Here is a 23,903-nt window from a genome sequence, read left to right as displayed (position 1 = left end):
CTACTGTCTTAATTATTATTTAGTTGCCTTTTTCTTGTTGGCAACAGTTTTTCTTCTACCTTTTCTGGTTCTAGAGTTGTTTTTGGTTCTTTGACCTCTCAAAGGAAGACCAGCTCTATGACGAATCCCTCTGTAACAACCAATATCCATTAATCGCTTAATGTTCAATTGGGTTTCAGAACGTAATTCACCTTCAATTTTAAAAGTCCCAACAGCCTCACGGATTGCTCCAATTTGCTCGTCTGTCCAATCTTCTACCTTGATGCTTTCGTCAACTTTAGCGGTTGCCAAAATTTCTTGTGATCTACTATTACCTACCCCGTAGATATATGTCAACGAGATCACTCCTCTTTTTTGTTTGGGTATGTCTACACCTGCAATTCTTGCCATAATTTAACCTTGTCTTTGTTTGAATCTAGGATTCTTTTTGTTAATGACGTACAGTCTGCCTTTTCTGCGGACCAATTTACAATCAACACTTCTCTTTTTAACTGATGCTCTTACTTTCATCTGTCCTCTTATTTAATGTTATGACACCTTCGGGCTATCTTTCGACGGCACCTTACTAGTATCTATAGGTTATGCGAGCCTTAGTTAAATCATAAGGGCTCATTTCCAATTTTACTTTATCTCCAGGTAACAACTTAATGTAATGCATCCGCATTTTACCCGAAATATGTGCGGTCACAATGTGACCATTCTCTAATTCAACACGGAACATCGCATTTGATAATGCTTCGATGATGGATCCGTCCTGTTCAATTGCTGCTTGTTTTGCCATATTTTAGTTTTTAGTTCTTCGTATTTAGTTATTAGAACTACGTTTTTATATTATATGCTAAATATCTCTAATATCCAAATCCTGTGGACTATTGTCTAATTTTAGGCCACTGCCTTTCTATTCTTGCCGGTCTTCATCAAACCATCATAATGTTTATTCAACAAATACGAGTTGATTTGTTGCATCGTATCGATAGCAACACCAACCATAATCAATAAAGAAGTACCGCCAAAGAACAATGCCCAGCCTGCTTGTACATCCATAAGCTTAACTATAATTGCTGGGAACACAGCAATAAGCGCCAAGAAAATAGATCCAGGCAATGTAATTTGAGACATTATTTTATCTAAGTATTCTGAAGTTTCAGATCCTGGTCTAATTCCAGGAATAAAACCACCACTTCGTTTGAGATCATCTGCCATTTTATTGGTAGGCACCGTGATTGCTGTATAGAAATACGTAAAGATGATTATCAATAACGCAAACACCACATTATACCACAAACCAAATATATCTGTAAACTGAGCTTGAATCCATTGCCCTACTTCACTGGAAGATCCAAAGGATTTTCCGATTAAGCTGGGTACGAACATAATTGCTTGAGCAAAGATAATTGGCATTACACCAGAAGCATTCAATTTCAACGGAAGGAACTGTCGCGATCCAAACACGTTTTTCTCATAACCCCCAGAGGCCGTACGTCTTGCGTATTGCACAGCAATTTTACGCACTGCCATTACTAACAAAACAGATGCCATAATAATCACGAACCAAACCACCAACTCAATTAAAATCATCATTAGACCTCCATTGCCACCACCATCTAAACGGGATGCAGCATTTTGGATGAATGATTGAGGTAAGGTCGCTATAATTCCTACCATGATCAATAAAGAGATACCATTACCAATACCTTTATCGGTAATTTTCTCACCCAACCACATTGCAAAAATAGTTCCTGTTACCAAAATGATAACCCCAGAGATGTAAAATGTTGGTCCAGTACCCAATAAAAAGGCCGAAGTTGGTATACCAAATGCTGGTTGTAAACTCGCCAAATACCCAGGAGCCTGGAATAAACAGATAATGATGGTCAACCATCGTGTAATCTGAGTGATTTTCTTTTGTCCGCTGGCACCTTCTTTTTGCAGTTTTTGCAGGTAGGGAATCGCAATTCCCATTAACTGCACTACAATGGATGCAGAGATATAAGGCATGATACCTAAGGCAAATACCGAAGCGTTGGCAAAGGCACCTCCAGTAAACATATTGAGAATACCCAATATCCCTTGATCTGTACCTTGAGCTAAACCTCCTAATTGACTTGCATCAATCCCTGGTAAAACCACCTGCGCACCAAAACGATACACCAAAAGCAGACCAAGTGTTAGTATGATTCTGTCTTTCAGTTCAGTAATTTTCCAAACATTTTTTAATGTATCTATAAATTTCATACTTATAAAGATCTTATAAAGTTACAACTTCTCCTCCTGCAGCTTCAATTGCAGCTTTTGCTGAAGCAGTAAATTTATGAGCAGTTACCTTTAAGGTTGATTTTAATTCGCCACGTCCAAGAATTTTTACCATTTCATTCTTTCCAGCCAAACCTAATTCAACCAAAGTTTGAAAATCCACTACATCGCTAATCTTCTTGTCATCTGCCAATTGTTGCAACTTATCCAAGTTTACCCCTTGATAGACAACACGGTTTCTATTCGTGAACCCAAATTTAGGCACACGTCTTTGAAGTGGCATTTGACCACCTTCAAAACCTACTTTCTTGGAATAGCCAGAACGCGATTTAGCTCCATTGTGACCGCGAGTTGCAGTACCACCTTTTCCAGAGCCTTGTCCTCTACCTATTCTTTTGCCTTGATTTTTATTGGAACCTTCGGCTGGTTTTAAATTACTTAAGTCCATTGTATCTTATTGTTTTGTTTTATCTGAAGGAATTATTTTCCGTTAGGCTAAATGTATTCACTTTGGCCTAAAGCGTAAAAAGATTCCGCAAATATATTTAGCTCATTTCTTCTACAGAAACTAAATGTGAAACTTTATTAACCATCCCAAGAACACTCGGGGAAGCATCATGTACTTTAACCTGACCAATTTTGTTCAAACCTAGAGATTCTAATGTCCTCTTTTGGGTCTGGGCACGGTTAATTGCACTTCTTACTTTGGTTACTTTTATTTTTTTTGCCATTTTCTTGGTTTTTAGTGATCGTTATTAGTGAGGAGTGGTATTGATATTATTATACCGAATCTCCAACTAAAGACTAAGATCTAATAGTTATCCGTTAAACACTTTATCAAGCGAAATCCCTCTTTCTTTAGCAACAGAAGCGGCGCTTCTCAATTGCAACAAGGCGTCAAAGGTTGCTTTTACAACGTTATGAGGGTTAGAAGATCCTTGGGATTTTGACAATACGTCATGAACACCCACCGATTCTAACACTGTTCTCACAGCACCACCAGCGATAACACCTGTACCAGGCGCTGCCGGAATAATGTTTACACGAGCACCACCATACTTACCTTTTTGTTCGTGTGGTAAAGTTCCCTTTATAATAGGAATCCTAACTAGGTTCTTTTTAGCATCTTCTACCGCCTTAGCGATTGCCGTTGCCACATCTTTAGATTTACCTAGACCTTGACCCACGACACCAGCTTCATCACCTACCACTACAATAGCTGAAAAACCGAAAGCACGACCACCTTTAGTTACTTTTGTAACTCTTTGTACACCAATAAGTCGATCCTTAAGATCTATTCCACTTGGTTTTACTAATTCTGCGTTTTTATATTTATGATACATAATGTCTTAGAATTTAAGTCCTCCTTCTCTAGCTCCTTCAGCTAATGATTTTACTCTACCGTGATACTGATATCCGCCTCTATCAAAAGAAATGGTGTTGACGCCCGCTTTAATTGCTCTTTCAGCAACAGCTTTACCAACCAATGTAGCTTTATCAGTTTTATTTCCTTTATCTGAAGCAATATCTTTATCTCTTGAAGATGCCGCAGCCAAGGTTACACCTGTGACGTCATCTACAACTTGAGCATAAATTTCTTTATTGCTTCTAAAAACAGCCAGTCGTGGTCTTGCTTCTGTACCAGAAACTACCTTGCGAATTCTGCTTTTAATTCTTAGTCTTTTTTCGTTCTTTGTTAATGCCATTTTGATTTACGATTTATGATTAACGATTTATGATTTATGATTTACTGTGTTTGTTTCGTAACTCTTAAATCTAACATCGTAAATTCATTTATGCAGATTTACCTGCTTTTCTTCTTAATATTTCACCAACAAACTTGATACCTTTTCCTTTGTAAGGTTCTGGTCTTCTAAAACCGCGAATCTTCGCAGCTACTTGGCCTACCAATTGTTTATCGTGAGAGGTTAGTTTTATAACCGGATTCTTACCTTTTTCTGAAATGGTCTCCACTTTCACTTCTGGAGCTACATTGAGAACGATGTTGTGTGAAAAACCTAAGGCCATGTCTAACTTTTGACCTTGACAGGATGCTCTATAACCAACACCTACCAATTCTAACTGCTTAGTCCAGCCGTTTGATACACCTTCAATCATATTTTCCATCAACGATCTATACAAACCGTGCTTGGATTTATCTTCTTTACTATCCCCTGCGCGTCTCACTAAGATGTTACCGTCTTCAACTTTTATAGTCACAGTATCGAAATCTTGCGTCAATTCGCCCAATTTCCCTTTAACTGTAATGTTGTTTTCTTTTATATCAACCGTAACTCCTTCTGGAATCGCTACTGGGTTATTACCTATTCTTGACATGTTCTTTCTTCTTTATGATTAGTAAACGTAGCAAATGACCTCACCACCTAAATTATCTCTCTGAGCTTGCTTACCGGTAATGACACCATGAGATGTAGAAACGATTGCAATACCAAGACCGTTAAGAATTCGTGGCATTTCGTTAGAGCCTGCATACTTACGTAAACCTGGCTTACTTATTCTTTGAATCTTTTTAATGACAGATTCTTTGGTGTCTTTGTTGTACTTTAAGGCGATCTTTATGGAGCCCTGTGCAGTGGAATCAACAAATTTGTAACTCAAAATATATCCCTGATCGAATAAAATTTTGGTTATTTCTTTTTTTAAATTGGATGCAGGAATCTCTACCACTCTGTGGTTGGCCTTCACTGCGTTTCTGATTCTTGTTAAGTAATCAGCAATTGGATCTGTATTCATTTATATTAAATTGCGGTAATGGTTTTCCATCTCGAACCGTCGAGACCGAACCTAAGACCAGTTTATACTTTTTTTGATATGTGAACAATCACATATTAACTCGCGAAAAATCGCGGGTTTACCAAGATGCTTTTCTCACACCTGGGATCAAACCTTGATTTGCCATTTCACGAAACATTACACGCGAAAGTCCGAAAGTTCTCATATACCCTCTAGGTCTTCCTGTTATTTTGCATCTGTTGTGCAAACGAACAGGAGAAGCATCTTTAGGTAACTTTTGTAAGCCTTCGTAATCGCCAGCTTCTTTCAAAGCTTTGCGTTTTTCGGCATATTTAGCTACTGTCTTTTCTCTCTTAACCTCACGGGCTTTCATTGATTCTTTAGCCATATTCTAGTTCTTTTGAAACGGAAGACCCATTTCAGTTAATAACGATTTTGCCTCTTTGTCTGTAGCTGCTGAAGTTACAAACGTAATATCCATACCGGAAATCTTATTGATCTTGTCAATATTCATTTCAGGAAAGATAATTTGCTCAACAACACCTAAGTTGTAATTTCCTCTACCATCAAAACCAGTGGCCTTGATTCCTGTAAAGTCTCTTACTCGTGGTAATGCCGAAGTAATCAAACGGTCCAAAAACTCATACATTTGCTCTCCTCTCAAGGTCACTCTAACACCAATTGGCATTCCTTTTCGCAACTTGAAAGATGCAACATCCTTTTTAGACAAGGTAGCTACCGCTTTTTGACCAGTGATGGCGGTTAATTCATCAATAGCATGATCAATTAACTTTTTATCGGCAACTGCAGCTCCAACTCCTTTAGATAACACGATCTTTTTAAGTTTAGGAACTTCCATTACGTTTTTATATCCGAACTCTTCTGTAAGAGCAGTGACAACTTTGTCCTGGTACTCTTTTTTTAATCTAGGAGTATAAGCCATAACTATATTACTTCATTTGATTTTTTAGAATATCTTACTTTCTTATCGCCTTCCATTTTGTAACCTACACGGGTAGTTTCTCCCTTAGCGGTCAACAAGGATAGATTGGATATATGCAAAGCAGCTTCCTTTTCTACGATTCCACCTTGAGGGCTTTGTGCTGTTGGTTTAGTATGTTTCTTAACCATATTCACGCCTTCTACGATGGCTTTGTTCTTATCTTTCAATATCTTGATAATCTTACCTTCAGATCCTTTGTGATCTCCGGCTATAATTTTAACGATATCTCCCGATTTAATTTTAAACTTTGTCATTTTTGTCATTTATTTACAATGGAGCCCGCTCTATTGTTACAGCACTTCAGGTGCTAATGATACAATTTTCATGAATTGCTTATCACGAAGTTCTCTAGCTACTGGGCCAAAAACACGTGTACCTCTCATTTCACCCGTTGGGTTTAAAAGCACGCAAGCATTGTCATCAAATCTTATATAAGACCCATCTGGACGTCTTACTTCCTTCCTAGTGCGCACAACTACTGCTGTAGAAACCGCTCCTTTCTTGATGTTTCCGTTTGGTGTTGCATCCTTAACAGATACTACAATCTTATCACCTATAGAAGCATATCTTCTATTTGTCCCACCTAGAACACGAATGGTCAAAACCTCTTTTGCTCCAGTGTTATCAGCTACCTTTAATCTTGATTCCTGTTGTACCATAATTACTTAGCTCTTTCAATTATTTCTACTAATCTCCAACATTTGGATTTACTCATAGGTCGTGTCTCCATGATCTTAACAGTGTCACCAATGTTGCAGTCGTTTGTTTCGTCATGAGCAACATATTTCTTTGTTTTCAAAACGAATTTTCCGTACATAGGGTGTTTTACCTTTTTTACTTCGGCAACAACGATTGATTTCATCATTTTGTTACTAGTAACAACTCCTATGCGCTCTTTTCTTAAATTTCTTTTTTCCATCTTTCAGCCAGAATACAATTATTGTACTTCTCTTTTAGTTAATTCCGTTGCAATTCTTGCTACCGTACGTCTTACGTTGCGTAACTGAATTGGATTCTCTAAAGGGGATACTGCATGTGCCATTTTAAGGTCTGCATAACTTTTTTTGGTTTCGCCGAGTTTGTCATTCAAATCAGCTACCGATAGCTTTTTAATTTCTGCTTGCTTCATAATTCTTTAAATTAAGCCTCGTAATCTCGAGCTATTAAAAACTTAGTTTTGACTGGTAACTTTTGAGCTGCCAAGCGTAACGCCTCTTTTGCAACTTCAAGTGGCACGCCACCAATTTCGAATAAAATTCTACCCGGTTTCACAACTGCCACCCAATATTCAACAGCACCTTTACCTTTACCCATACGTACTTCTAATGGTTTTTTGGTAATTGGTTTATCTGGGAACACCTTGATCCACAATTGGCCTTCCCTCTTCATGTAACGCGTTGCCGCGATACGTGCTGCCTCAATTTGGCGCGAGGTTAGGAAGTTTGTATCCATCGATTTTATACCAAACATACCATAGGATAGTCTGTGACCTCTTCCGGCATTTCCTTTCATACGTCCTTTCTGGACCTTACGAAATTTTGTTCTTTTAGGTTGTAACATTTTTGTTTGTCTTTAAATTACTTTCTGCGACGGGGCTTAGTGTTCCCACCACGACCTCCTCCTGCAGTTTTGCCGCCTTGTTTTTTAGACAGGCCAACTAAAGGAGAAAGATCTCTTTTACCATACACTTCACCTTTCATGATCCATACTTTCACACCCAATCTACCATAAGTAGTGTGTGCTTCAACTAAAGCATAGTCAATGTCTGCTCTAAATGTAGATAACGGAATTCTACCTTCTTTGTAATGCTCATTACGCGCCATTTCAGCACCATTTAAACGACCACTAATTTGAATTTTGATTCCTTCAGCATTCATTCGCATTGCTGCTGCAATAGCCATCTTGATTGCGCGTCTATAAGAGATACGATTCTCAATTTGACGGGCAACGCTAGATCCTACCAAGAATGCGTCAAGCTCAGGTCTTTTGATTTCAAAGATATTTAACTGAACTTCCTTATCAGTAATTTTCTTAAGCTCTTCTTTCAACTTGTCTACCTCTTGGCCACCTTTACCGATAATGATACCAGGTCTAGCAGTAGTGATAGTAACGGTTACAAGTTTAAGCGTACGCTCAATAATTACTCTAGATACACTTGCTTTAAATAAACGAGCATGGATGTACTTTCTGATTTTATCGTCTTCAGCTAGTTTGTCACCATAATCATTTCCACCATACCAATTGGATTCCCATCCTCTGATAATTCCTAAACGATTTCCGATTGGATTTGTCTTTTGTCCCATATCTCTACTTAAGCTTGTGTATTATTTTTAGCTCCAATCACCACTGTAACGTGATTTGAACGTTTTCTTATTCTGTGTGCACGACCTTGAGGTGCTGGACGCAATCTTTTCAACATTGCTCCACCGTCCACTCGAATCTCTTGTATAAACAAATCTGCATCTTCTATAGAAGCGTCTTCATTTTTTGCTTGCCAGTTTGCAATTCCCGATAAGACCAATTTCTCTAATCGGCGAGATGCTTCTTTAGAACTGAATCTCAAGATTTGAAGTGCCTTTTCAGCTTCTTTTCCTCTCACTAGATCTGCAACCAAGCGCATTTTTCTTGGTGAGGTAGGACAATTATTAAGCTTAGCGAAAGCGATATGCTTTCTTTCTTCCTTAATAGCGTCTGCCATTTGTTTTTTACGACTTCCCATAGCGCTTCTTATTTTTTACCTTTATTTTTCGCACCGGTATGACCTCTAAAAGATCTGGTTGGTGAGAATTCTCCTAACTTGTGACCTACCATGTTCTCAGTGACGTACACTGGTACAAATTGACGACCATTGTGAACTGCGATTGTTTGTCCAACAAAATCTGGGGAAATCATTGAGGCTCTAGACCACGTTTTGATTACCGTTTTTTTGTTTGAAGCTACATTCTCAGCAACTTTTTTGTCTAATTTATAATGAATGAAAGGTCCTTTCTTTAATGAACGTGCCATATTATTTCAGTTATTTCTTTCTACGTTCTACAATATATTTATTACTCGCTTTGGTTTTAGAACGTGTTCTATAACCTTTGGCTGGAACACCATTCCTAGATCTTGGATGACCCCCTGAAGATTTACCTTCACCACCACCCATTGGGTGATCTACTGGGTTCATGACTACCGGTCTAACTCTTGGTCTTCTACCCAACCATCTTGAACGTCCAGCTTTACCTGAAACCGTTAATTGATGATCAGAATTGGAGACCACACCAATAGTTGCCATACATTCTGCAAGTATCAATCTCGTTTCACCAGATGGCAATTTAATAGAGGCAAATTTGCCGTCTCTAGCCATTAACTGAGCGAAAGCGCCTGCACTTCTTGCCATGACCGCTCCTTGACCTGGACGCAATTCTATACAAGAAATGATCGATCCAAAAGGGACTTGACTCAAAGGCATTGCATTTCCAATCTCTGGAGCGACACCTGTTCTATCAGACAATACTGTCTGTCCAACTTGCAAGCCGTTTTGAGCGATAATATAACGCTTCTCACCGTCTTGATAGTTGAGCAATGCAATAAATGCTGTTCTGTTTGGGTCGTACTCGATAGACTTTACTTCGGCAGGGATTCCCGCTTTGTTTCGTTTGAAATCGATTATACGATACCTTCTTTTGTGACCTCCACCTACTTGGCGTATGGTCATCTTTCCTTGACTGTTTCTACCACCAGACCTTTTATTCGGAACGAGCAAGCTCTTTTCCGGCTTATCAGTAGTTATGGCGTCAAATCCATTTACTACTCTAAAACGCTGTGCTGATGTGATTGGTTTTAATTTTCTTACTGACATTTTCTTCTAATTACATATTAGCGTACAAATCAATCTCTTCCCCTTCCGCCAGTTGTACAATTGCTTTCTTAACAGCGTTTGTTTTACCATGCTGAACACCAGTTTTTGTAAACTTGGTACTGCGATCTGGACGGACATTTATAGTACGAACTTTTTCAACAGAAACACCATAAGCTGCTTCAACAGCTTTTTTGATTTCCACCTTGTTCGCCTTGGTATTCACTTGAAACGTAAAGCAGTTGTTCAACTCACTCTTAGTTGTCGCTTTTTCAGTGATTATAGGTTTAATTAAGATACTCATGGTCTTCTATTTACTTAAATTCGATTCAATTCCTTCTAAAGAACCCTCCAAAAGGATTATTTTATTAGCATTTAATATTTTATAAGTGCTTAATTCTGAGTTCATTATGACTTCAGAGCCCTTAAAATTACGTGCTGACAAATATACATTATTATTTGACGCTCCCAACACAAACAACGATTTTTTGTCTTGAATATCAAGCGCTTTCAAAATTGCCGTGAAATTTTTGGTCTTTGGCGCATCAAAATTTAGGTCTTCAATCACTACGATTGCCTTATCATTCGCCTTCATCGATAGCGCCGATTTACGTGCCAATCGTTTGAGGTTCTTGTTCAATTTGAAACTGTAGTTTCTTGGTCTAGGGCCGAACATACGTCCACCACCTTTAAATACACCAGATTTAATACTACCTGCTCTCGCAGTACCAGTACCTTTTTGTTTCTTGATCTTACGTGTACTTCCAGAAATCTCAGCTCTTTCTTTAGCCTTGTGGGTACCTTGACGTTGGTTAGCCAAATATTGCTTAACATCTAAGTAGACCGCATGGTTATTAGGCTCAATAGCGAACACATCTTTAGACAGCTCTGCTTGTCTACCTGTGTCTTTTCCGTTGATATCTAAAACTGCTATTTTCATTACTTCTGAATAATTACATAAGAGTTATTGTGTCCTGGGACGCATCCCTTAACAACTAGTAGATTCTTCTCAGGCACCACTTTATAAACTCTTAAATTTTCTACATTGACTCTCTCGCCACCCATACGTCCTGCCATTTTCATTCCCTTGAATACTCTCGCAGGATATGACGCAGCACCAATGGAACCTGGAGCCCTTAAACGGTTGTGTTGGCCATGCGTTGCTTGTCCAACTCCACCAAATCCATGACGTTTTACAACACCTTGGAAACCTTTACCTTTGGAAGTACCAGCGATATCAACGAATTCACCTTCAATAAAGTGATCCACTGTAATGGCATCCCCCAATTTAAACTCTCCTTCAAATCCTTGAAATTCGACGACTTTTCTCTTAACAGAAGCACCGGCTTTCTTGGCGTGGCCAAGTTCAGCTTTTGTAGCACTTTTCTCTGTCTTGTCATCGAAACCAAGCTGAAGGGCACTGTACCCGTCGACCTCTTCGGTTCTGACTTGGGTAACGACACATGGTCCAGCTTCGATTACTGTACATGGAATGTTTTTTCCATTTTCATCGAAAATACTAGTCATGCCGATCTTTTTTCCTATTAACCCAGACATAATTATTATTTATTTACAGACAATTCGCGACTTGCCATTACTTATTAATATTAAAATTCAATTTAAAATTGTACAATCAAGTCGCGACTTGACCCTACGATTTTAAAACACTCAAGGCCGAAAATACATTCGACCTTGAATTGTATTTTTACCGTTTTTCCTTTGCACGCAGCTCGGGACATGTTTGTGATTTACCATAATGCACTTATGCATAATATGCATAAAATGAAACGCGGTACATCGTTTGATACGCGATGAATCGCGTAACTACACTTTGATCTCTACTTCCACACCACTTGGCAACTCTAATTTCATTAGAGCGTCAATCGTTTTGGAAGAGGAGGAGTAGATATCCAATAAGCGCTTGTAAGAACTTAATTGAAACTGCTCTCTCGATTTCTTGTTAACGTGAGGCGAGCGCAATACAGTGAATATTCTCTTATGCGTTGGCAACGGGATTGGCCCCGTAACCACTGCACCTGTACTTTTTACTGTTTTTACAATCTTTTCAGCAGACTTATCAACTAAACTGTGATCGTAAGACTTTAATTTTATTCTAATTTTTTGACTCATTTTCTTTAGTTTTAAGCTTCTATGCCTTTAGCTGCTTTGATAACTTCTTCTGAAATATTAGAAGGTGTCTCAGCATAGTGTGAAAATTCCATTGTTGATGTTGCACGACCAGAAGACAAGGTTCTCAACGTGGTTACATACCCGAACATCTCTGATAATGGGACAGTAGCCTTTACAGTTTTTGCACCTGCTCTATCTCCCATACTCGTCATTTGACCTCTTCTTCTATTCAAATCACCTACGATATCACCCATGTTTTCTTCTGGCGTGATAACTTCGATTTTCATAATAGGCTCCATAATTACAGCCTTAGCAGCTTTTGCTGAATTTTTAAATCCAAGCTTTGCAGCCAATTCGAACGATAATTGATCAGAATCCACATCATGATAAGATCCATCTTTCAATGTCACTTTCATAGAATCCACCTCGTATCCTGCCAACGGTCCATTGACCATCGCCATTTTAAATCCTTTTTCAATGGAAGGTATAAATTCTTTAGGAACGTTACCACCTTTTATTGCAGACACAAACTGAAGTCCGGTTACACCTTCATCAGCTGGCTCAATCGTAAAGACAATATCGGCAAACTTACCACGACCACCAGATTGTTTTTTGTAAACCTCTCTGTGATCTGCAGCTCTTGTAATAGCCTCTTTGTACTCGACTTGTGGTTGACCTTGATTTACTTCAACTTTAAACTCGCGACGTAAACGATCAACGATGATATCTAAGTGAAGCTCTCCCATTCCAGATATAATCGTCTGTCCTGAAGATTCGTCAGTTCTTGCTGTAAATGTTGGATCTTCTTCGGCCAATTTAGACAAAGCCATACCTAATTTATCAACATCAGCCTTAGTTTTAGGCTCAACCGCTATACCAATTACTGGATCTGGAAAGTCCATGGATTCCAAAACAATTGGATGTTTCTCGTCAGACATAGTATCACCCGTCTTGATATCCTTAAACCCTACTGCTGCTCCAATATCACCTGCCTCGATAAAATCAAGTGCAATTTGTTTATTAGAGTGCATTTGGTAGATACGTGAGATACGTTCCTTTTTACCTGAACGGTTGTTCAAGATGTAAGAACCTGCATCCAATCTACCAGAATAAACCCTGAAAAATGCCAGACGACCAACAAAAGGATCGGTTGCAATTTTAAATGCTAATGCAGCGAAAGGTTCGTGAACGCTAGGCTTACGTCTTTCTTCTTTATCTGTATCTGGGTTCACACCAATAACGCTTTCTCTATCCATTGGAGAAGGCAAATATCTACAAACAGCATCCAATAAAAACTGAACACCTTTATTTTTGAATGAAGAACCACAAACCATTGGAATGATTGCCATGTCCATAACAGCAGCTCTTAAAGCGGCGTGTACTTCGTCTTCTGTAATAGAGTTTTCATCTTCCATGAATTTCTCTAACAGGTTTTCGTCGTAACTCGCAACTTCTTCAATTAAAAGTGCTCTGTACTTACGTACTTCCTCTTTCATGGATTCTGGTATATCAACTACGTCGAAAGTTGCACCAAAATTCTCATCATGCCAAACCACAGCTCTATTCTTAACTAAATCTACGATACCTCTGAAGTCTTCTTCCTCACCAATGTTAAGTACAATTGGCACTGCATTAGACTTCAACATATCTTTTACCTGTTGGCAAACGTCCAAAAAGTTAGATCCTTGACGATCCATTTTGTTGACGAAACCAATTCTTGGCACCTTGTAATTATCTGCTAGTCTCCAGTTAGTTTCAGATTGAGGCTCAACGCCATCAACTGCACTAAACAAGAATACCAACCCATCAAGCACACGAAGCGAACGGTTTACTTCTACCGTAAAATCAACGTGACCAGGTGTGTCAATAATATTAAAGTGATAATCTTTTGCTTCTGCTGTTGGCTCTCCGTTTTCTTTAGGAAACGTCCAGTCACAAGTAGTTGCAGCCGAAGTAATTGTAATACCTCTTTCTGCCTCTTGCTCCATCCAGTCCATCGTAGAAGCACCATCATGCACCTCACCTATTTTATGTGATACACCGGTATAAAATAAGATACGTTCTGTTGTAGTGGTTTTACCAGCATCAATGTGAGCTGCAATCCCAATATTTCTAGTAAGTTTTAAATCTCTTGCCATTTCTTATTAAAATCTAAAGTGTGAGAATGCTTTGTTTGCTTCCGCCATTCGGTGAGTATCCACTCGCTTCTTAACAGCTGCGCCTTCTTCTTTAGCTGCTGCAATAATCTCGGCCGCCAATTTTTGGGGCATTGATTTTTCATTTCTTTTTCTTGAGTAACTAATCAACCATTTCATGGCTGTAGATACTTTACGGTCTGGACGAATCTGCATTGGGATTTGAAACGTTGCTCCACCAACTCTACGACTACGTACTTCTACGTGAGGCATAACGTTAGACAGGGCATCTTTCCAAACTTCCAGCGCCGTTTTCTCTTCATCGGTTTTTTTGGATTCCACAATGTCAATTGCATCGTAAAATACTTTAAACGCAACGGATTTCTTACCGTCCCACATCATCATGTTCACAAAACGTGTCACTAACTGATCGTTAAATCGTGGATCTGGTAAAAGCGGTCTCTTTTTTGCTGCTCTTTTTCTCATGTCTTCTTCTTAAGTGTTTAGTTGTTAGTTGTTAGTTGTTGAGGCGTTATGCGCTCAAACTTGCAACTCTTAACTTGTTTTACTTTTTAGGGCGTTTTGCACCGTACTTAGATCTACGTTGTGTTCTACCTGCGACACCTGCTGTATCTAAGGCACCACGAACAATGTGATATCTAACTCCTGGCAAATCTTTTACCCTTCCACCTCTAACCAATACTATCGAGTGCTCTTGTAGATTGTGACCCTCTCCACCAATGTATGCATTCACCTCTTTACCGTTTGTTAAACGAACCCTTGCCACCTTACGCATTGCTGAGTTAGGTTTCTTTGGCGTCGTTGTATAAACACGAGTACATACACCACGTCTTTGAGGACACGAATCTAAAGCAGCCGATTTACTCTTCTTGGTTATTTTGGCTCTTCCTTTTCGTACTAATTGTGAAATTGTTGGCATATATTTCTATATAAATTTATTAAACCCTCACTTTAGAGGGCTGCAAAGGTAGAAATAAATATTAATTTTTCAAACGTAATGAGATTAATTTTTAGAACTTTATGAAAAAAAATCCCGAGCACATATTTTTAGTTTCACTTTTCCGTTAGATTTGGAGCATTATTCGATTCATGACCAAACGAACACTTTTATATTTCTCAATACTCATTTTCCATTTTTCGGCGGAACAAGCCCTCGCCCAGAATTTAAAATTGAGCATTTTGGGTAAAACTGAAGCCGAAACCAAAACTATCGACTCTTTAGGTTATGCCTCTAGGTTTGAGGATTTGCAGTCTTTGAAGTTAGAGCTGGCGAATTTCAGCAAAAAAATAGAAACCATAGGGTACATCGATCAAAAGCTGCTATCCTATTTTAAGGAGAATGACAGTTTGTACCTGGCACAATTCAGCTTAAAGAAACGTTTTTCCCAGGTACGCATATACAATAAGGAATTGGTGCCTCGATCAATCTTTAAAATGATCGACACTAAAGTTGAAAACGATCATTTTACAGTACCCATAGAAGAACTGGAGCTAACACTACAGCTTATCAATGCCGAAATCGCGAATGAAGGCAGCCCGTTTTTGACCCTTACATTAGAACAAATCAATAAGAACGATGACTTTACCCTAAGTGCTAGACTAACCGCATCAAACACTTCAGCCAGGACCATAGATAATATCATTGTGAAGGGATACGAGAAATTTCCGGAGTCGTATTTGAAACACTTCTTGAAATTAAAGACTGGGCAGGATTTTAATCTCAAAAAAATCAAATTGAAATCGGCCTCGCTCAACAACCTCATGTTTGCAAACGTCATTAGAGACCCTGAAGTTCTATTCACCCAAGATTCAACACTGCTCTACATGTATATAGAAAAAAACAAGAGCAACACCTTTGATGGCTTCTTAGGCTTTGGAACCAATGAAAACACCAATAAAATAGAATTTGATGGCTATTTGAGACTTAATTTAACCAACAATTTGAATTATGGCGAATCCTTAAAGTTACTCTATAAAAGCGACGAGATCGAACAAAAAACATTTGACCTTAGTTTACAAATGCCTTTTTTATTTGGCTCTCCCTTAGGTGCAACCGTAAAGCTCAATATATTCAAAAGAGATTCAACATTTGTCACAGTAGAGCAATCTGCAAGAATAAATTACCAGTTTGATCCTAAAAACTCTGTTTCCCTTGGGGTAAAAGCTATTAATTCTACCGATTTGTTAGACCTAAACACAAGCATAATCAATGATTACAGGAGCAATAGTTACTTTGCAAATTACCAGTATACACAGCAACGCCAAAAAGACCCACTATTTCCCATAGATGCACTATTTGATTTTACAGCAGGCACAGGAAGCAGGATATTTGATCAAAACAGAGACGCCCAAAATCATTTTGCCCTGGAGACCTATAAAATCTTCGACTTCAACGCGACCAACAGTTTCTTCTCTAGGCTCACAAGTGAGTACTTTACATCCAACACTTTTCTAGAAAATGAATTGTTTAGGTTTGGCGGCATCAACTCCATAAGAGGTTTTGAGGAAAATAGCTTGTTGGCCAATCTCTATGCTGTTTTGAATACAGAGTACCGATATCGATTAAACAGCACGCTATATGTACACTCGGTCGTTGACGCTGCCTATTTCGAAAATCAATTGATTGACCAAAAAGGAAAACTGTTTGGATTTGGCTTTGGTTTTGGCCTACTAACTAAAGCCGGACTGTTTAAATTCAATTACAGCAGTGGAAAAACAGAAAACCAGAGCTTCAGTCTCACAAATTCTAAAATACACTTGAGTTTAACGGCATTGTTCTAACATTATCTAAATGATCGCATTGAAAAAATTGCTGCGCCATTATTTAGCATTTAAAGGGTGTCCAAACATTATATTCTGAAATTTTAAGACCCTATTATTGTATGCTTAACATATTATTGTGATATTTGGCCAAGGCTAATTCAAATTAAATAAAATATGAAAACAAAGTTTAGTGGAATTCTAACACTATTATTAGTGTTTGTAGTGCAAATAAGTTTTGCACAAGAAGTTTCAGTAACTGGAAAGGTTACTGATGAAAATGGCATGCCGCTCCCAGGAGCGACGGTCGTGATTCAAGGAACGACAACAGGAGCATCAACAGATTTTGATGGTAACTACGCTATTAACGCGAGTCAAGGCGAGGTTCTTGAGTTTCGTTATGTGGGCTATTCTACCAAATCAATCACCGTTGGAGCGAGTAATGTCATCAATGCAAGTTTGGCATTGGATAACACCTTAGACGAAGTGGTAGTTACCGCTTTGGGTATAAGTAGAGAGAAAAAATCTCTTGGATATTCAACACAGCAAATTGCTGGGGAAGAACTCACAGAAACCAGAAATGCTACAGCGCTTAATGCACTTAGTGGTAGGGTTGCGGGGGTTCAAATTAGCACGCCGTCTGGTAACTTGGGAGGTTCTACGCGAATCCTTATTAGAGGTATTGGTTCTATTACCCAGAACAACAGACCCTTAATTGTAGTGGATGGTATCCCATTGGATAACAGTAACTATAATTCAAACAGCGCACAAACTGGTGGTGGTGGTACCGATTTTGGTGATACCGGTTTTGACATCAACCCAGATGACATAGCGTCGATGAACGTTTTAAAAGGTGGCCCTGCGGCTGCTCTTTATGGAAACAGAGCGAGTAATGGTGTAATCATTATTACTACGAAGACTGGTAAAAAAGGAAAAGGCGAAATCGTCTTAAACTCTGGTGTTAGTTTTGAAACCATCAACGTCGTCCCACAAGTTCAAAAGCTTTATGGTGGTGGTGGTGGAATCGCAAGTACTTTTGAGCAAAGCGATTTCAACTCTGTAAACATCAATGGGCAACCTTTTGACATTGTAGATTACGCAACAGATGAATCTTGGGGTCCACGTTATGATCCTACGCGTTCAGTGTTGCACTGGGATGCATTCGATCCAGAATTTCCTAATGAATTTTTACAACCACGTGCATGGGTTTATCCTAAAAACGATCGTGAGGACTTCTTTAACACAGGAGTATCCGTCAATAATGGGGTTTCCTTCTCAAGTGGTACAGAAAAAGGACAAATGAGATTGTCTATCAACAATACGCAGCAAACAGGAATCGTTCCAAATTCTGAGCTAGATAAAACATCTTTCAATTTCAATGGTTCTTCAAAAATCACAGAAAAACTTGAAGTTAGTGCTGGTATCAACTACACGGTCACAAACGGCTTTAACAGACCAGCGATAGGGTATACTGGCGCAGGTGTCATTCAGCAATTTTTTCAGTTTGGTCAAACGTCCGTAGATATGGAACGCTTGAAACAATATCAATTGCCAGATGGCACACAACGTACTTGGAACAGAATTGCGTATGACAATCCTAACATAAGATATTCTGACAACCCTTATTGGACGATCAACAAGAATGTCACTACCGATAAAAGAACACGCTATTTTGGTGATGTGGGCATGAAGTATAATTTTACAGACGAGCTTTACGTCACAGCTAAAATATATTCAGATACTTATGACGACAGAAGAAGTTCAAGGACTGCACAAGGTTCTGCAGAACAATCTCTTTATACAGAAGTAGATCGTGATTTTTCGGAGACTAACTATGAAGCTATTTTATTCTACGATACCGACATTGCAAATGACCGAATAAGCATTAATAGCTTTTTTGGTACCAATAAGAGGGTGTCTAGCTTTCAATCATTAGACGGCAGCACCAATGGAGGTTTAGTTGTAGATGGTATTTACAACCTCAACAACTCTGTGGCTAACCCATTCGTGAACGATTTCGATTCTAGAAGACAAATCGAGAGTGTTTTTGCATCAGCATCTTTTGGATTTGACGACACTTACTATTTAACCGTAACTGGTCGTAACGACTGGTCATCAACTTTACCAGAGGCAAATAACTCTTTCTTTTACCCATCTTTATCTGGTAGTGTTGTGTTTTCAGAATTTTTTGAGGCAGACTGGTTTACTTTTGGTAAAATACGTGGTGGTTATGCAGAGGTAGGTGGTGACACTGAACCATACAACTTGAGAAATGCGTTTGCTAGTAACCCCGCATTTTTTGATGGTATTCGTTTCACTCAACCAAGCCAAAACAATAATCCAAATTTAAGACCTGAGAATAAAAAGACTTGGGAAGTTGGTTTGGAAATGGGCTTTTTCAAAAATAGGGTCAATATGGATTTGACTTACTATAACGAACGTACTGAGGATTTAATTACTCCGGTGCAGGTTGACCCATCCACTGGCTATACTTCAACAGTTGCAAATGCAGGTGTATTAGAGAATAAAGGTTTTGAGGCTTTAGTGAATATCACCCCGATTAGAACGGACGATTTTGACTGGACCGTTACCTGGAATTTCGCAAAAAACGACAACGAGCTCTTGGAATTATTGCCAGGTGTTAACTCACTTGAATTGGCACGTTTCCCATTCAACGGTGTAACTCTAAATGCAATCGTTGGTCAACCTTACGGTATCATTAGAGGTACAGATTTTGTTTATGACGATAATGGAAATAAAGTGATAAAAGCAAATGGTCTCTATGCAGAAACCGTCACACAACAAAATTTAGGCTCAGTCCTTCCTGATTACAACATGGGTTTTAGAAACAGTATCAGTTACAAAAACTTTGATTTCAGTTTCTTGATCGATGTTCAAAAAGGTGGTAAATACAGATCACTTACCAACATTTGGGGGCATTACTCCGGGATTCTAGAGAGCACTGCTGCCAACAATATTCGTGTTGAAGGTGTGGTACTTGAAGGGGTAACTGGCACTATTGATTATAACGACGATGGCTCTTACACTGTAACAAACACCGCAGAAAACACACAAGCAGTACCTGCACAAAGATGGGGTCAAGATCACTTTTTTGGTGCAGATGCGTTAAACGTATTTGATGCCGATTACGTAAAATTGAGAGAAGTTGCTCTTGGTTACACATTCCCTAAAAAATGGACAGGAGATGTTGCTTCTATTAGACTTAGTGCTTTTGGAAGAAACCTTTTTGTATGGGGCTTGGACAATGAAAACTTTGATCCTGAAGTTGCAACCTCTGGTAGTGGAAACATCCAAGGATCTGAAGGTGGTTCATTACCATCTACAAGAACTTATGGTCTTAACTTAGAAATAAAATTATAAAATATGAAAAAGATTAAATTTATAGGAATATTAACCATGATTGCCAGCCTTTCGCTGGTATCATGTGGTGACGAAATTGAGGATGTAAACATCAATCCAAATTCTCCTGAAGTCGTTCCAACCAATACTATTTTCAACAGTGCCACTGAACAATATTTCACGAATTCAAGAAACGAATTCAATCATGGAAGATTTACATTGAACTGGGTTGAGTATTGGGGACAGAATAGTTATGCAGATGAAGATCGGTATTTATACCGTGAAACCACAGTGCAAAGCTTATACACTGCTATATATCTAGTAGGTACTGATTTGAAAAGTATTATTGAAATAAACACAGATGAAGCTACAAGAGTTGGAGCATCGGCAGTAGGAAATAATAACAATCAAATTGCAGCCTCAAGAATTATTTTGGCTTACATGTTCCACCAACAAACCAACACGTTTGGTGATGTGCCTTACTATTCTTATGGTTCTGACGATCCTGATTTTCAAGCCTTGCAAATAGACGAATTTTTGTCTCCTGTCTTTGCACCGCAAGAAAAAATCTATGCTGATATTTTGAAGGAACTGCGCGAATCTGCAGATATGATCAACGTGAATGAGCCAGTGTTTACTAGTGGCGATAACATTTTCAATGGTGATGCTTCTAAATGGAAGAAATTAGCAAACTCTTTAATATTAAGAGTTGCCGCAAATCTCAGAGAAATTGATGCTGCAACCGCTAATACGGCAATCGCTGCTGCTTTAGCCGATGGTGTTATGACTAGTAATGATGATAATGCTGCTCAAGCTTATGAAGACGGCGATGCTAATGCAAACCCAATTTGGAAGTCTTTTATTAACAGAAATGATTTTGCAGTGTCTGCGCCATTTGTTGATCTAATGAAAGGTACCACTGGTAACTTTGGTCCAGATCCAAGATTATTTAGCATGGCCGCACCTATAAGTGCAAGTATTCCATCTATCAAGGCTGGAGATTACACGCCAAGTACAGACTATGCCGATTACGTTGGTGTACCTTATGCTTACGGTAACGTGAATCAATTAGGGTTTGACTTGTACTCTTTTCCAAGTAGTCAAGTTTTAAAGCCAAGCTACGCTGAAATCTTAATGGAATACGCAGAAGTGCAATTTTTAATTTCTGAATATAATGGATTTGCTCAAGTAAACTATGAAAACGCTGTTGCTGCTTCCATGCAAAAATGGGGTGTGCCTGCAGCTGATATCACTGCATTTGTAAACAACTTACCTGCTGCAAATGAAGCGAACGTGCTTAATCAAAAATACGTCGCGCTTTACATGCAAGGGCATCAAGCTTATGCTGAAATTAGAAGAACTGGATATCCAAACACTTCTATATTATTCTTGCCAAATGAGACCTATACATTGTCTCCAGCGCAAGCTGCTGCAACAGGAGAGTCAACTTATACATTTGTATCGGGTGTTGATGGGCTTACCACACTACCCTTCCGTGTGACATATCCTGCTACCCTGCAAAGCTTAAATGGTGCTAATAGAGCTAGTGCAGTATCTGACTTAAGTGATGGAGATACCGTATTTAGCAGACTATTTTGGGATGTAGACTAATTATTTTCATCTTAATGAATCTTTAAGAAGAGGAACCGTTTTACGGTTCCTCTTTTTTATTTTGATATAACAGCCCGATTTACAAAATGTTTAAATAACTTTATAGGTATGAAAAAAAAGACAAAAGAGTTTTTGGTGTTATAGCCGCTATCGAAGTCATGAAATCTTAAAACAACATCGCTAAAATATTTATCCATAGTGGGAATTTGTTTTCAGAATTAGAAGACTTCCTCAAAAAAGAACAACTCAACACCTCACAGAATCTGATCGAAAAATTGAATCGGCTTACAAAAAAGAGGTCGCACTTATTCATTGAAAATTAATGAGTGGTACTGCCATTCCAAATTTGCCTGTTGCACTTAAAACAAGAACCGGTAATTCATAAAAATCATGAAAAAAATTACAATCTTTTTATTATGCTTCTATTCTAATTTATTAAGTGCTCAAAATACGATGGGCGCCGTTTCTATTGCCCCAGATGTGTTTGATGGCTACACACTATTTACTGCGCACACCAAGACCTATTTGCTCAATAATTGCGGAGCGTTAATCAATGAATGGGACAGCGAATATCTTCCTGGCAATGCGGTTTATCTACTTCCTAACGGCAATTTGCTTAGAGCAGGACAGGTTGATGATGACAGCAGTAATATTACTTTTGGTGGACAGGGAGGCATCGTAGAGTTATTTGATTGGGATGGTCAACTCCTTTGGTCTAAACGCTACAACTCAAATAGTATAAGGCAGCATCATGATGTCTTTCCCATGCCAAATGGCAACATCCTCATACTTGCCGCAACCGTAATAACCAATCAAGAGGCTATCGACTTGGGCAGAGACCCTAGCAAACTTACTGAAGGCAGGCTATATAACGAACGAATTTTTGAAATTGAACCAGTAGGAACCGATGCCGCAAATGTAGTTTGGGAGTGGAACATTCAAGATCATTTGGTACAGGACTTTGACGCTCAAAAGTCTAATTTTGGAAATGTGGCAATGAGTCCAAAAAAATTGGACGTCAATTTTTTAAATGCTGGCAACGGTGCCTCCAATTGGTTACATTTCAATTCCATACAATATGACGAAACCTTAGACCAGATTGTTATTAGCTCCCGCAACTTGAGCGAAATCTATATCATCGATCATTCCATAAGCACTATTGAAGCAGCAACAACTGCCGGCGACTTTCTCTATCGCTGGGGAAATCCTCAAGCGTATCGTCAAGGATTGGCTTCAGACCGAAAGTTGTTTGGACAACATTCGCCATATTACATCCAAGAAGGCTTAGAAGATGCTGGCAAGCTCATGTTATACAATAATGGTAACGGGAGAACACCACTTTACTCTGAGGTCTTGATCCTTGACCCACCAACTACTGCCCCTGGCGTTTATGATTACAGCCCCAATACCGCGTTCGGACCAATTGCCGCAGACTATAGTTATGCAGATCTTTCCGCTACCCCTTCACCATTTTACTCAGGTATATTAAGTAGTGCTCAACGCCTCCCAAATGGTAACATATTGGTTTGCGAAGGCATCAACGGTGAAATTTTCGAAATCAACGCAAATGATGAACTCGTCTGGAAATACATCAACCCAATAAACACAGCAAATGGCTCCCCAGGTATTCAAGGAAATCCACCTCCTAGCACAAATTTAATCTTCAGAGCGAAAAAATATGCACCAGATTTTCCAGCATTTGTTGGTCGAGACTTAACGCCTGGACAAGCTTTGGAACAAAACCCAAATAGCATCTGTAATGACTTGGGTATTGCGTCGCACGATTTTCAAGCTGTTGAGATGTATCCCAACCCAACCTCTGGGCAACTTTACATTAGATCAACACATCCCATTGAAAGTATTAAAGTTTATTCGCTTTTGGGAGCATTGGTTTCTGAGACAAGGTCATTTAGCAAAAGCATAAACTTGAGCGATTTAAACGCAGGAATTTATATTTGCCAGATAAATACCGGCACCAAGCGCGTAAGTAAAAAGATCATCAAGCATTAAGCAGTTTTTGACAGGTATACTTCAT

At 38.8% G+C, this 23,903-nt stretch carries 32 protein-coding genes; 4 read left to right on the top strand and 28 right to left on the bottom strand.

Annotation, left to right across the window (positions count from 1 at the left end):
- Nucleotides 1–15: 15 nt before the first annotated feature.
- The 28 genes from rpsM to rpsL form a co-directional block, all read right to left on the bottom strand.
- Nucleotides 16–390 carry a 30S ribosomal protein S13 gene (gene rpsM / locus ESY88_RS14105; RefSeq protein ID WP_147087398.1) on the bottom strand — a complete coding sequence of 125 codons (375 nt, stop codon included), beginning with the start codon at nucleotides 388–390 and terminating at the stop codon, nucleotides 16–18.
- A 3-nt stretch (nucleotides 391–393) separates the two neighbouring features.
- Nucleotides 394–510 carry a type B 50S ribosomal protein L36 gene (gene ykgO, locus ESY88_RS14100; protein WP_081988313.1) on the bottom strand — a complete coding sequence of 39 codons (117 nt, stop codon included), beginning with the start codon at nucleotides 508–510 and terminating at the stop codon, nucleotides 394–396.
- Between the two features lie 55 nt (nucleotides 511–565).
- Nucleotides 566–781, bottom strand: a complete 216-nt coding sequence (gene infA, locus ESY88_RS14095; RefSeq protein ID WP_026753784.1) for a translation initiation factor IF-1 — start codon at nucleotides 779–781, stop codon at nucleotides 566–568.
- Between the two features lie 101 nt (nucleotides 782–882).
- A complete protein-coding gene (gene secY / locus ESY88_RS14090) occupies nucleotides 883–2,235 on the bottom strand; it encodes a preprotein translocase subunit SecY (RefSeq protein ID WP_147087397.1) in 1,353 nt (450 codons plus the stop codon).
- 13 nt (nucleotides 2,236–2,248) lie between these two features.
- Entirely contained in the window at nucleotides 2,249–2,701 is a 453-nt protein-coding gene (rplO, locus tag ESY88_RS14085; RefSeq protein WP_147087396.1) for a 50S ribosomal protein L15, read from the bottom strand.
- A gap of 97 nt (nucleotides 2,702–2,798) precedes the next feature.
- Nucleotides 2,799–2,984: a 50S ribosomal protein L30 gene (rpmD, locus tag ESY88_RS14080; RefSeq protein WP_147087395.1), complete on the bottom strand. Its 186-nt coding sequence runs from the start codon at nucleotides 2,982–2,984 to the stop codon at nucleotides 2,799–2,801.
- Between the two features lie 87 nt (nucleotides 2,985–3,071).
- Entirely contained in the window at nucleotides 3,072–3,596 is a 525-nt protein-coding gene (gene rpsE / locus ESY88_RS14075; protein ID WP_147087394.1) for a 30S ribosomal protein S5, read from the bottom strand.
- A 6-nt stretch (nucleotides 3,597–3,602) separates the two neighbouring features.
- A complete protein-coding gene (gene rplR / locus ESY88_RS14070; RefSeq protein WP_147087393.1) occupies nucleotides 3,603–3,959 on the bottom strand; it encodes a 50S ribosomal protein L18 in 357 nt (118 codons plus the stop codon).
- Between the two features lie 88 nt (nucleotides 3,960–4,047).
- The gene (rplF, locus tag ESY88_RS14065; RefSeq protein ID WP_147087392.1) at nucleotides 4,048–4,590 is read right to left on the bottom strand and encodes a 50S ribosomal protein L6; all 543 of its coding nucleotides are present in this window, start codon (nucleotides 4,588–4,590) and stop codon (nucleotides 4,048–4,050) included.
- An 18-nt stretch (nucleotides 4,591–4,608) separates the two neighbouring features.
- On the bottom strand, nucleotides 4,609–5,007 hold the full coding sequence (rpsH, locus tag ESY88_RS14060; RefSeq protein ID WP_147087391.1) for a 30S ribosomal protein S8: 399 nt from the start codon (nucleotides 5,005–5,007) through the stop codon (nucleotides 4,609–4,611).
- 118 nt (nucleotides 5,008–5,125) lie between these two features.
- Nucleotides 5,126–5,395, bottom strand: coding sequence for a 30S ribosomal protein S14 (gene rpsN / locus ESY88_RS14055; RefSeq protein ID WP_147087390.1), 270 nt, complete (start codon nucleotides 5,393–5,395; stop codon nucleotides 5,126–5,128).
- A gap of 3 nt (nucleotides 5,396–5,398) precedes the next feature.
- The gene (gene rplE, locus ESY88_RS14050) at nucleotides 5,399–5,950 is read right to left on the bottom strand and encodes a 50S ribosomal protein L5 (protein ID WP_147087389.1); all 552 of its coding nucleotides are present in this window, start codon (nucleotides 5,948–5,950) and stop codon (nucleotides 5,399–5,401) included.
- Nucleotides 5,951–5,952: 2 nt separating this feature from the next.
- Nucleotides 5,953–6,264, bottom strand: coding sequence for a 50S ribosomal protein L24 (rplX, locus tag ESY88_RS14045; protein ID WP_147087388.1), 312 nt, complete (start codon nucleotides 6,262–6,264; stop codon nucleotides 5,953–5,955).
- Between the two features lie 36 nt (nucleotides 6,265–6,300).
- Nucleotides 6,301–6,669 carry a 50S ribosomal protein L14 gene (rplN, locus tag ESY88_RS14040; protein ID WP_147087387.1) on the bottom strand — a complete coding sequence of 123 codons (369 nt, stop codon included), beginning with the start codon at nucleotides 6,667–6,669 and terminating at the stop codon, nucleotides 6,301–6,303.
- Nucleotides 6,670–6,671: 2 nt separating this feature from the next.
- Nucleotides 6,672–6,929 (bottom strand): 30S ribosomal protein S17, encoded by a 258-nt coding sequence (rpsQ, locus tag ESY88_RS14035; RefSeq protein ID WP_147087386.1) that lies wholly within the window; start codon nucleotides 6,927–6,929, stop codon nucleotides 6,672–6,674.
- A gap of 18 nt (nucleotides 6,930–6,947) precedes the next feature.
- On the bottom strand, nucleotides 6,948–7,139 hold the full coding sequence (rpmC, locus tag ESY88_RS14030) for a 50S ribosomal protein L29 (protein WP_147087385.1): 192 nt from the start codon (nucleotides 7,137–7,139) through the stop codon (nucleotides 6,948–6,950).
- 11 nt (nucleotides 7,140–7,150) lie between these two features.
- Nucleotides 7,151–7,570, bottom strand: coding sequence for a 50S ribosomal protein L16 (gene rplP, locus ESY88_RS14025; protein ID WP_147087384.1), 420 nt, complete (start codon nucleotides 7,568–7,570; stop codon nucleotides 7,151–7,153).
- 17 nt (nucleotides 7,571–7,587) lie between these two features.
- Complete coding sequence (gene rpsC, locus ESY88_RS14020; RefSeq protein WP_147087383.1) at nucleotides 7,588–8,313, bottom strand: 30S ribosomal protein S3; 726 nt, start codon at nucleotides 8,311–8,313, stop codon at nucleotides 7,588–7,590.
- Between the two features lie 8 nt (nucleotides 8,314–8,321).
- Nucleotides 8,322–8,729 carry a 50S ribosomal protein L22 gene (rplV, locus tag ESY88_RS14015; protein ID WP_147087382.1) on the bottom strand — a complete coding sequence of 136 codons (408 nt, stop codon included), beginning with the start codon at nucleotides 8,727–8,729 and terminating at the stop codon, nucleotides 8,322–8,324.
- Nucleotides 8,730–8,737: 8 nt separating this feature from the next.
- Nucleotides 8,738–9,016, bottom strand: coding sequence for a 30S ribosomal protein S19 (rpsS, locus tag ESY88_RS14010; RefSeq protein ID WP_147087381.1), 279 nt, complete (start codon nucleotides 9,014–9,016; stop codon nucleotides 8,738–8,740).
- A 10-nt stretch (nucleotides 9,017–9,026) separates the two neighbouring features.
- Complete coding sequence (gene rplB, locus ESY88_RS14005) at nucleotides 9,027–9,854, bottom strand: 50S ribosomal protein L2 (RefSeq protein WP_147087380.1); 828 nt, start codon at nucleotides 9,852–9,854, stop codon at nucleotides 9,027–9,029.
- A gap of 10 nt (nucleotides 9,855–9,864) precedes the next feature.
- Nucleotides 9,865–10,155, bottom strand: coding sequence for a 50S ribosomal protein L23 (gene rplW, locus ESY88_RS14000; RefSeq protein ID WP_147087379.1), 291 nt, complete (start codon nucleotides 10,153–10,155; stop codon nucleotides 9,865–9,867).
- Nucleotides 10,156–10,161: 6 nt separating this feature from the next.
- Nucleotides 10,162–10,791: a 50S ribosomal protein L4 gene (gene rplD, locus ESY88_RS13995; protein WP_147087378.1), complete on the bottom strand. Its 630-nt coding sequence runs from the start codon at nucleotides 10,789–10,791 to the stop codon at nucleotides 10,162–10,164.
- Entirely contained in the window at nucleotides 10,791–11,408 is a 618-nt protein-coding gene (gene rplC / locus ESY88_RS13990) for a 50S ribosomal protein L3 (protein WP_147087377.1), read from the bottom strand. The genes rplD and rplC overlap by 1 nt, the downstream gene beginning before the upstream one ends.
- Before the next feature lie 267 nt (nucleotides 11,409–11,675).
- Nucleotides 11,676–11,981, bottom strand: coding sequence for a 30S ribosomal protein S10 (gene rpsJ, locus ESY88_RS13985; protein ID WP_147087376.1), 306 nt, complete (start codon nucleotides 11,979–11,981; stop codon nucleotides 11,676–11,678).
- An 11-nt stretch (nucleotides 11,982–11,992) separates the two neighbouring features.
- Nucleotides 11,993–14,119, bottom strand: a complete 2,127-nt coding sequence (gene fusA, locus ESY88_RS13980) for an elongation factor G (RefSeq protein ID WP_147087375.1) — start codon at nucleotides 14,117–14,119, stop codon at nucleotides 11,993–11,995.
- 6 nt (nucleotides 14,120–14,125) lie between these two features.
- Nucleotides 14,126–14,602: a 30S ribosomal protein S7 gene (gene rpsG / locus ESY88_RS13975; protein ID WP_147087374.1), complete on the bottom strand. Its 477-nt coding sequence runs from the start codon at nucleotides 14,600–14,602 to the stop codon at nucleotides 14,126–14,128.
- 79 nt (nucleotides 14,603–14,681) lie between these two features.
- Nucleotides 14,682–15,056 carry a 30S ribosomal protein S12 gene (rpsL, locus tag ESY88_RS13970; RefSeq protein WP_010181934.1) on the bottom strand — a complete coding sequence of 125 codons (375 nt, stop codon included), beginning with the start codon at nucleotides 15,054–15,056 and terminating at the stop codon, nucleotides 14,682–14,684.
- Nucleotides 15,057–15,316: 260 nt separating this feature from the next.
- Between rpsL and ESY88_RS13965 the strand changes: the two genes are divergently transcribed.
- The 4 genes from ESY88_RS13965 to ESY88_RS13950 all read left to right on the top strand — a co-directional run bounded on the left by ESY88_RS13965 (nucleotide 15,317) and on the right by ESY88_RS13950 (nucleotide 23,878).
- Nucleotides 15,317–16,918 (top strand): BamA/TamA family outer membrane protein, encoded by a 1,602-nt coding sequence (locus tag ESY88_RS13965; RefSeq protein ID WP_223270832.1) that lies wholly within the window; start codon nucleotides 15,317–15,319, stop codon nucleotides 16,916–16,918.
- A gap of 156 nt (nucleotides 16,919–17,074) precedes the next feature.
- Nucleotides 17,075–20,278, top strand: coding sequence for a SusC/RagA family TonB-linked outer membrane protein (locus ESY88_RS13960; protein WP_147087372.1), 3,204 nt, complete (start codon nucleotides 17,075–17,077; stop codon nucleotides 20,276–20,278).
- 3 nt (nucleotides 20,279–20,281) lie between these two features.
- Nucleotides 20,282–21,868 (top strand): SusD/RagB family nutrient-binding outer membrane lipoprotein, encoded by a 1,587-nt coding sequence (locus tag ESY88_RS13955; RefSeq protein WP_147087371.1) that lies wholly within the window; start codon nucleotides 20,282–20,284, stop codon nucleotides 21,866–21,868.
- 390 nt (nucleotides 21,869–22,258) lie between these two features.
- Nucleotides 22,259–23,878, top strand: a complete 1,620-nt coding sequence (locus ESY88_RS13950; RefSeq protein WP_147087370.1) for an aryl-sulfate sulfotransferase — start codon at nucleotides 22,259–22,261, stop codon at nucleotides 23,876–23,878.
- Nucleotides 23,879–23,903: the final 25 nt, after the last annotated feature.

It is taken from the genome of Subsaximicrobium wynnwilliamsii (assembly GCF_007997225.1).
Taxonomy (GTDB): Bacteria; Bacteroidota; Bacteroidia; order Flavobacteriales; family Flavobacteriaceae; genus Psychroserpens; species Psychroserpens wynnwilliamsii.
The sequence above is the reverse complement of the archived record's forward strand: the minus strand, read 5'-3'. Positions and strand labels throughout refer to the sequence as shown.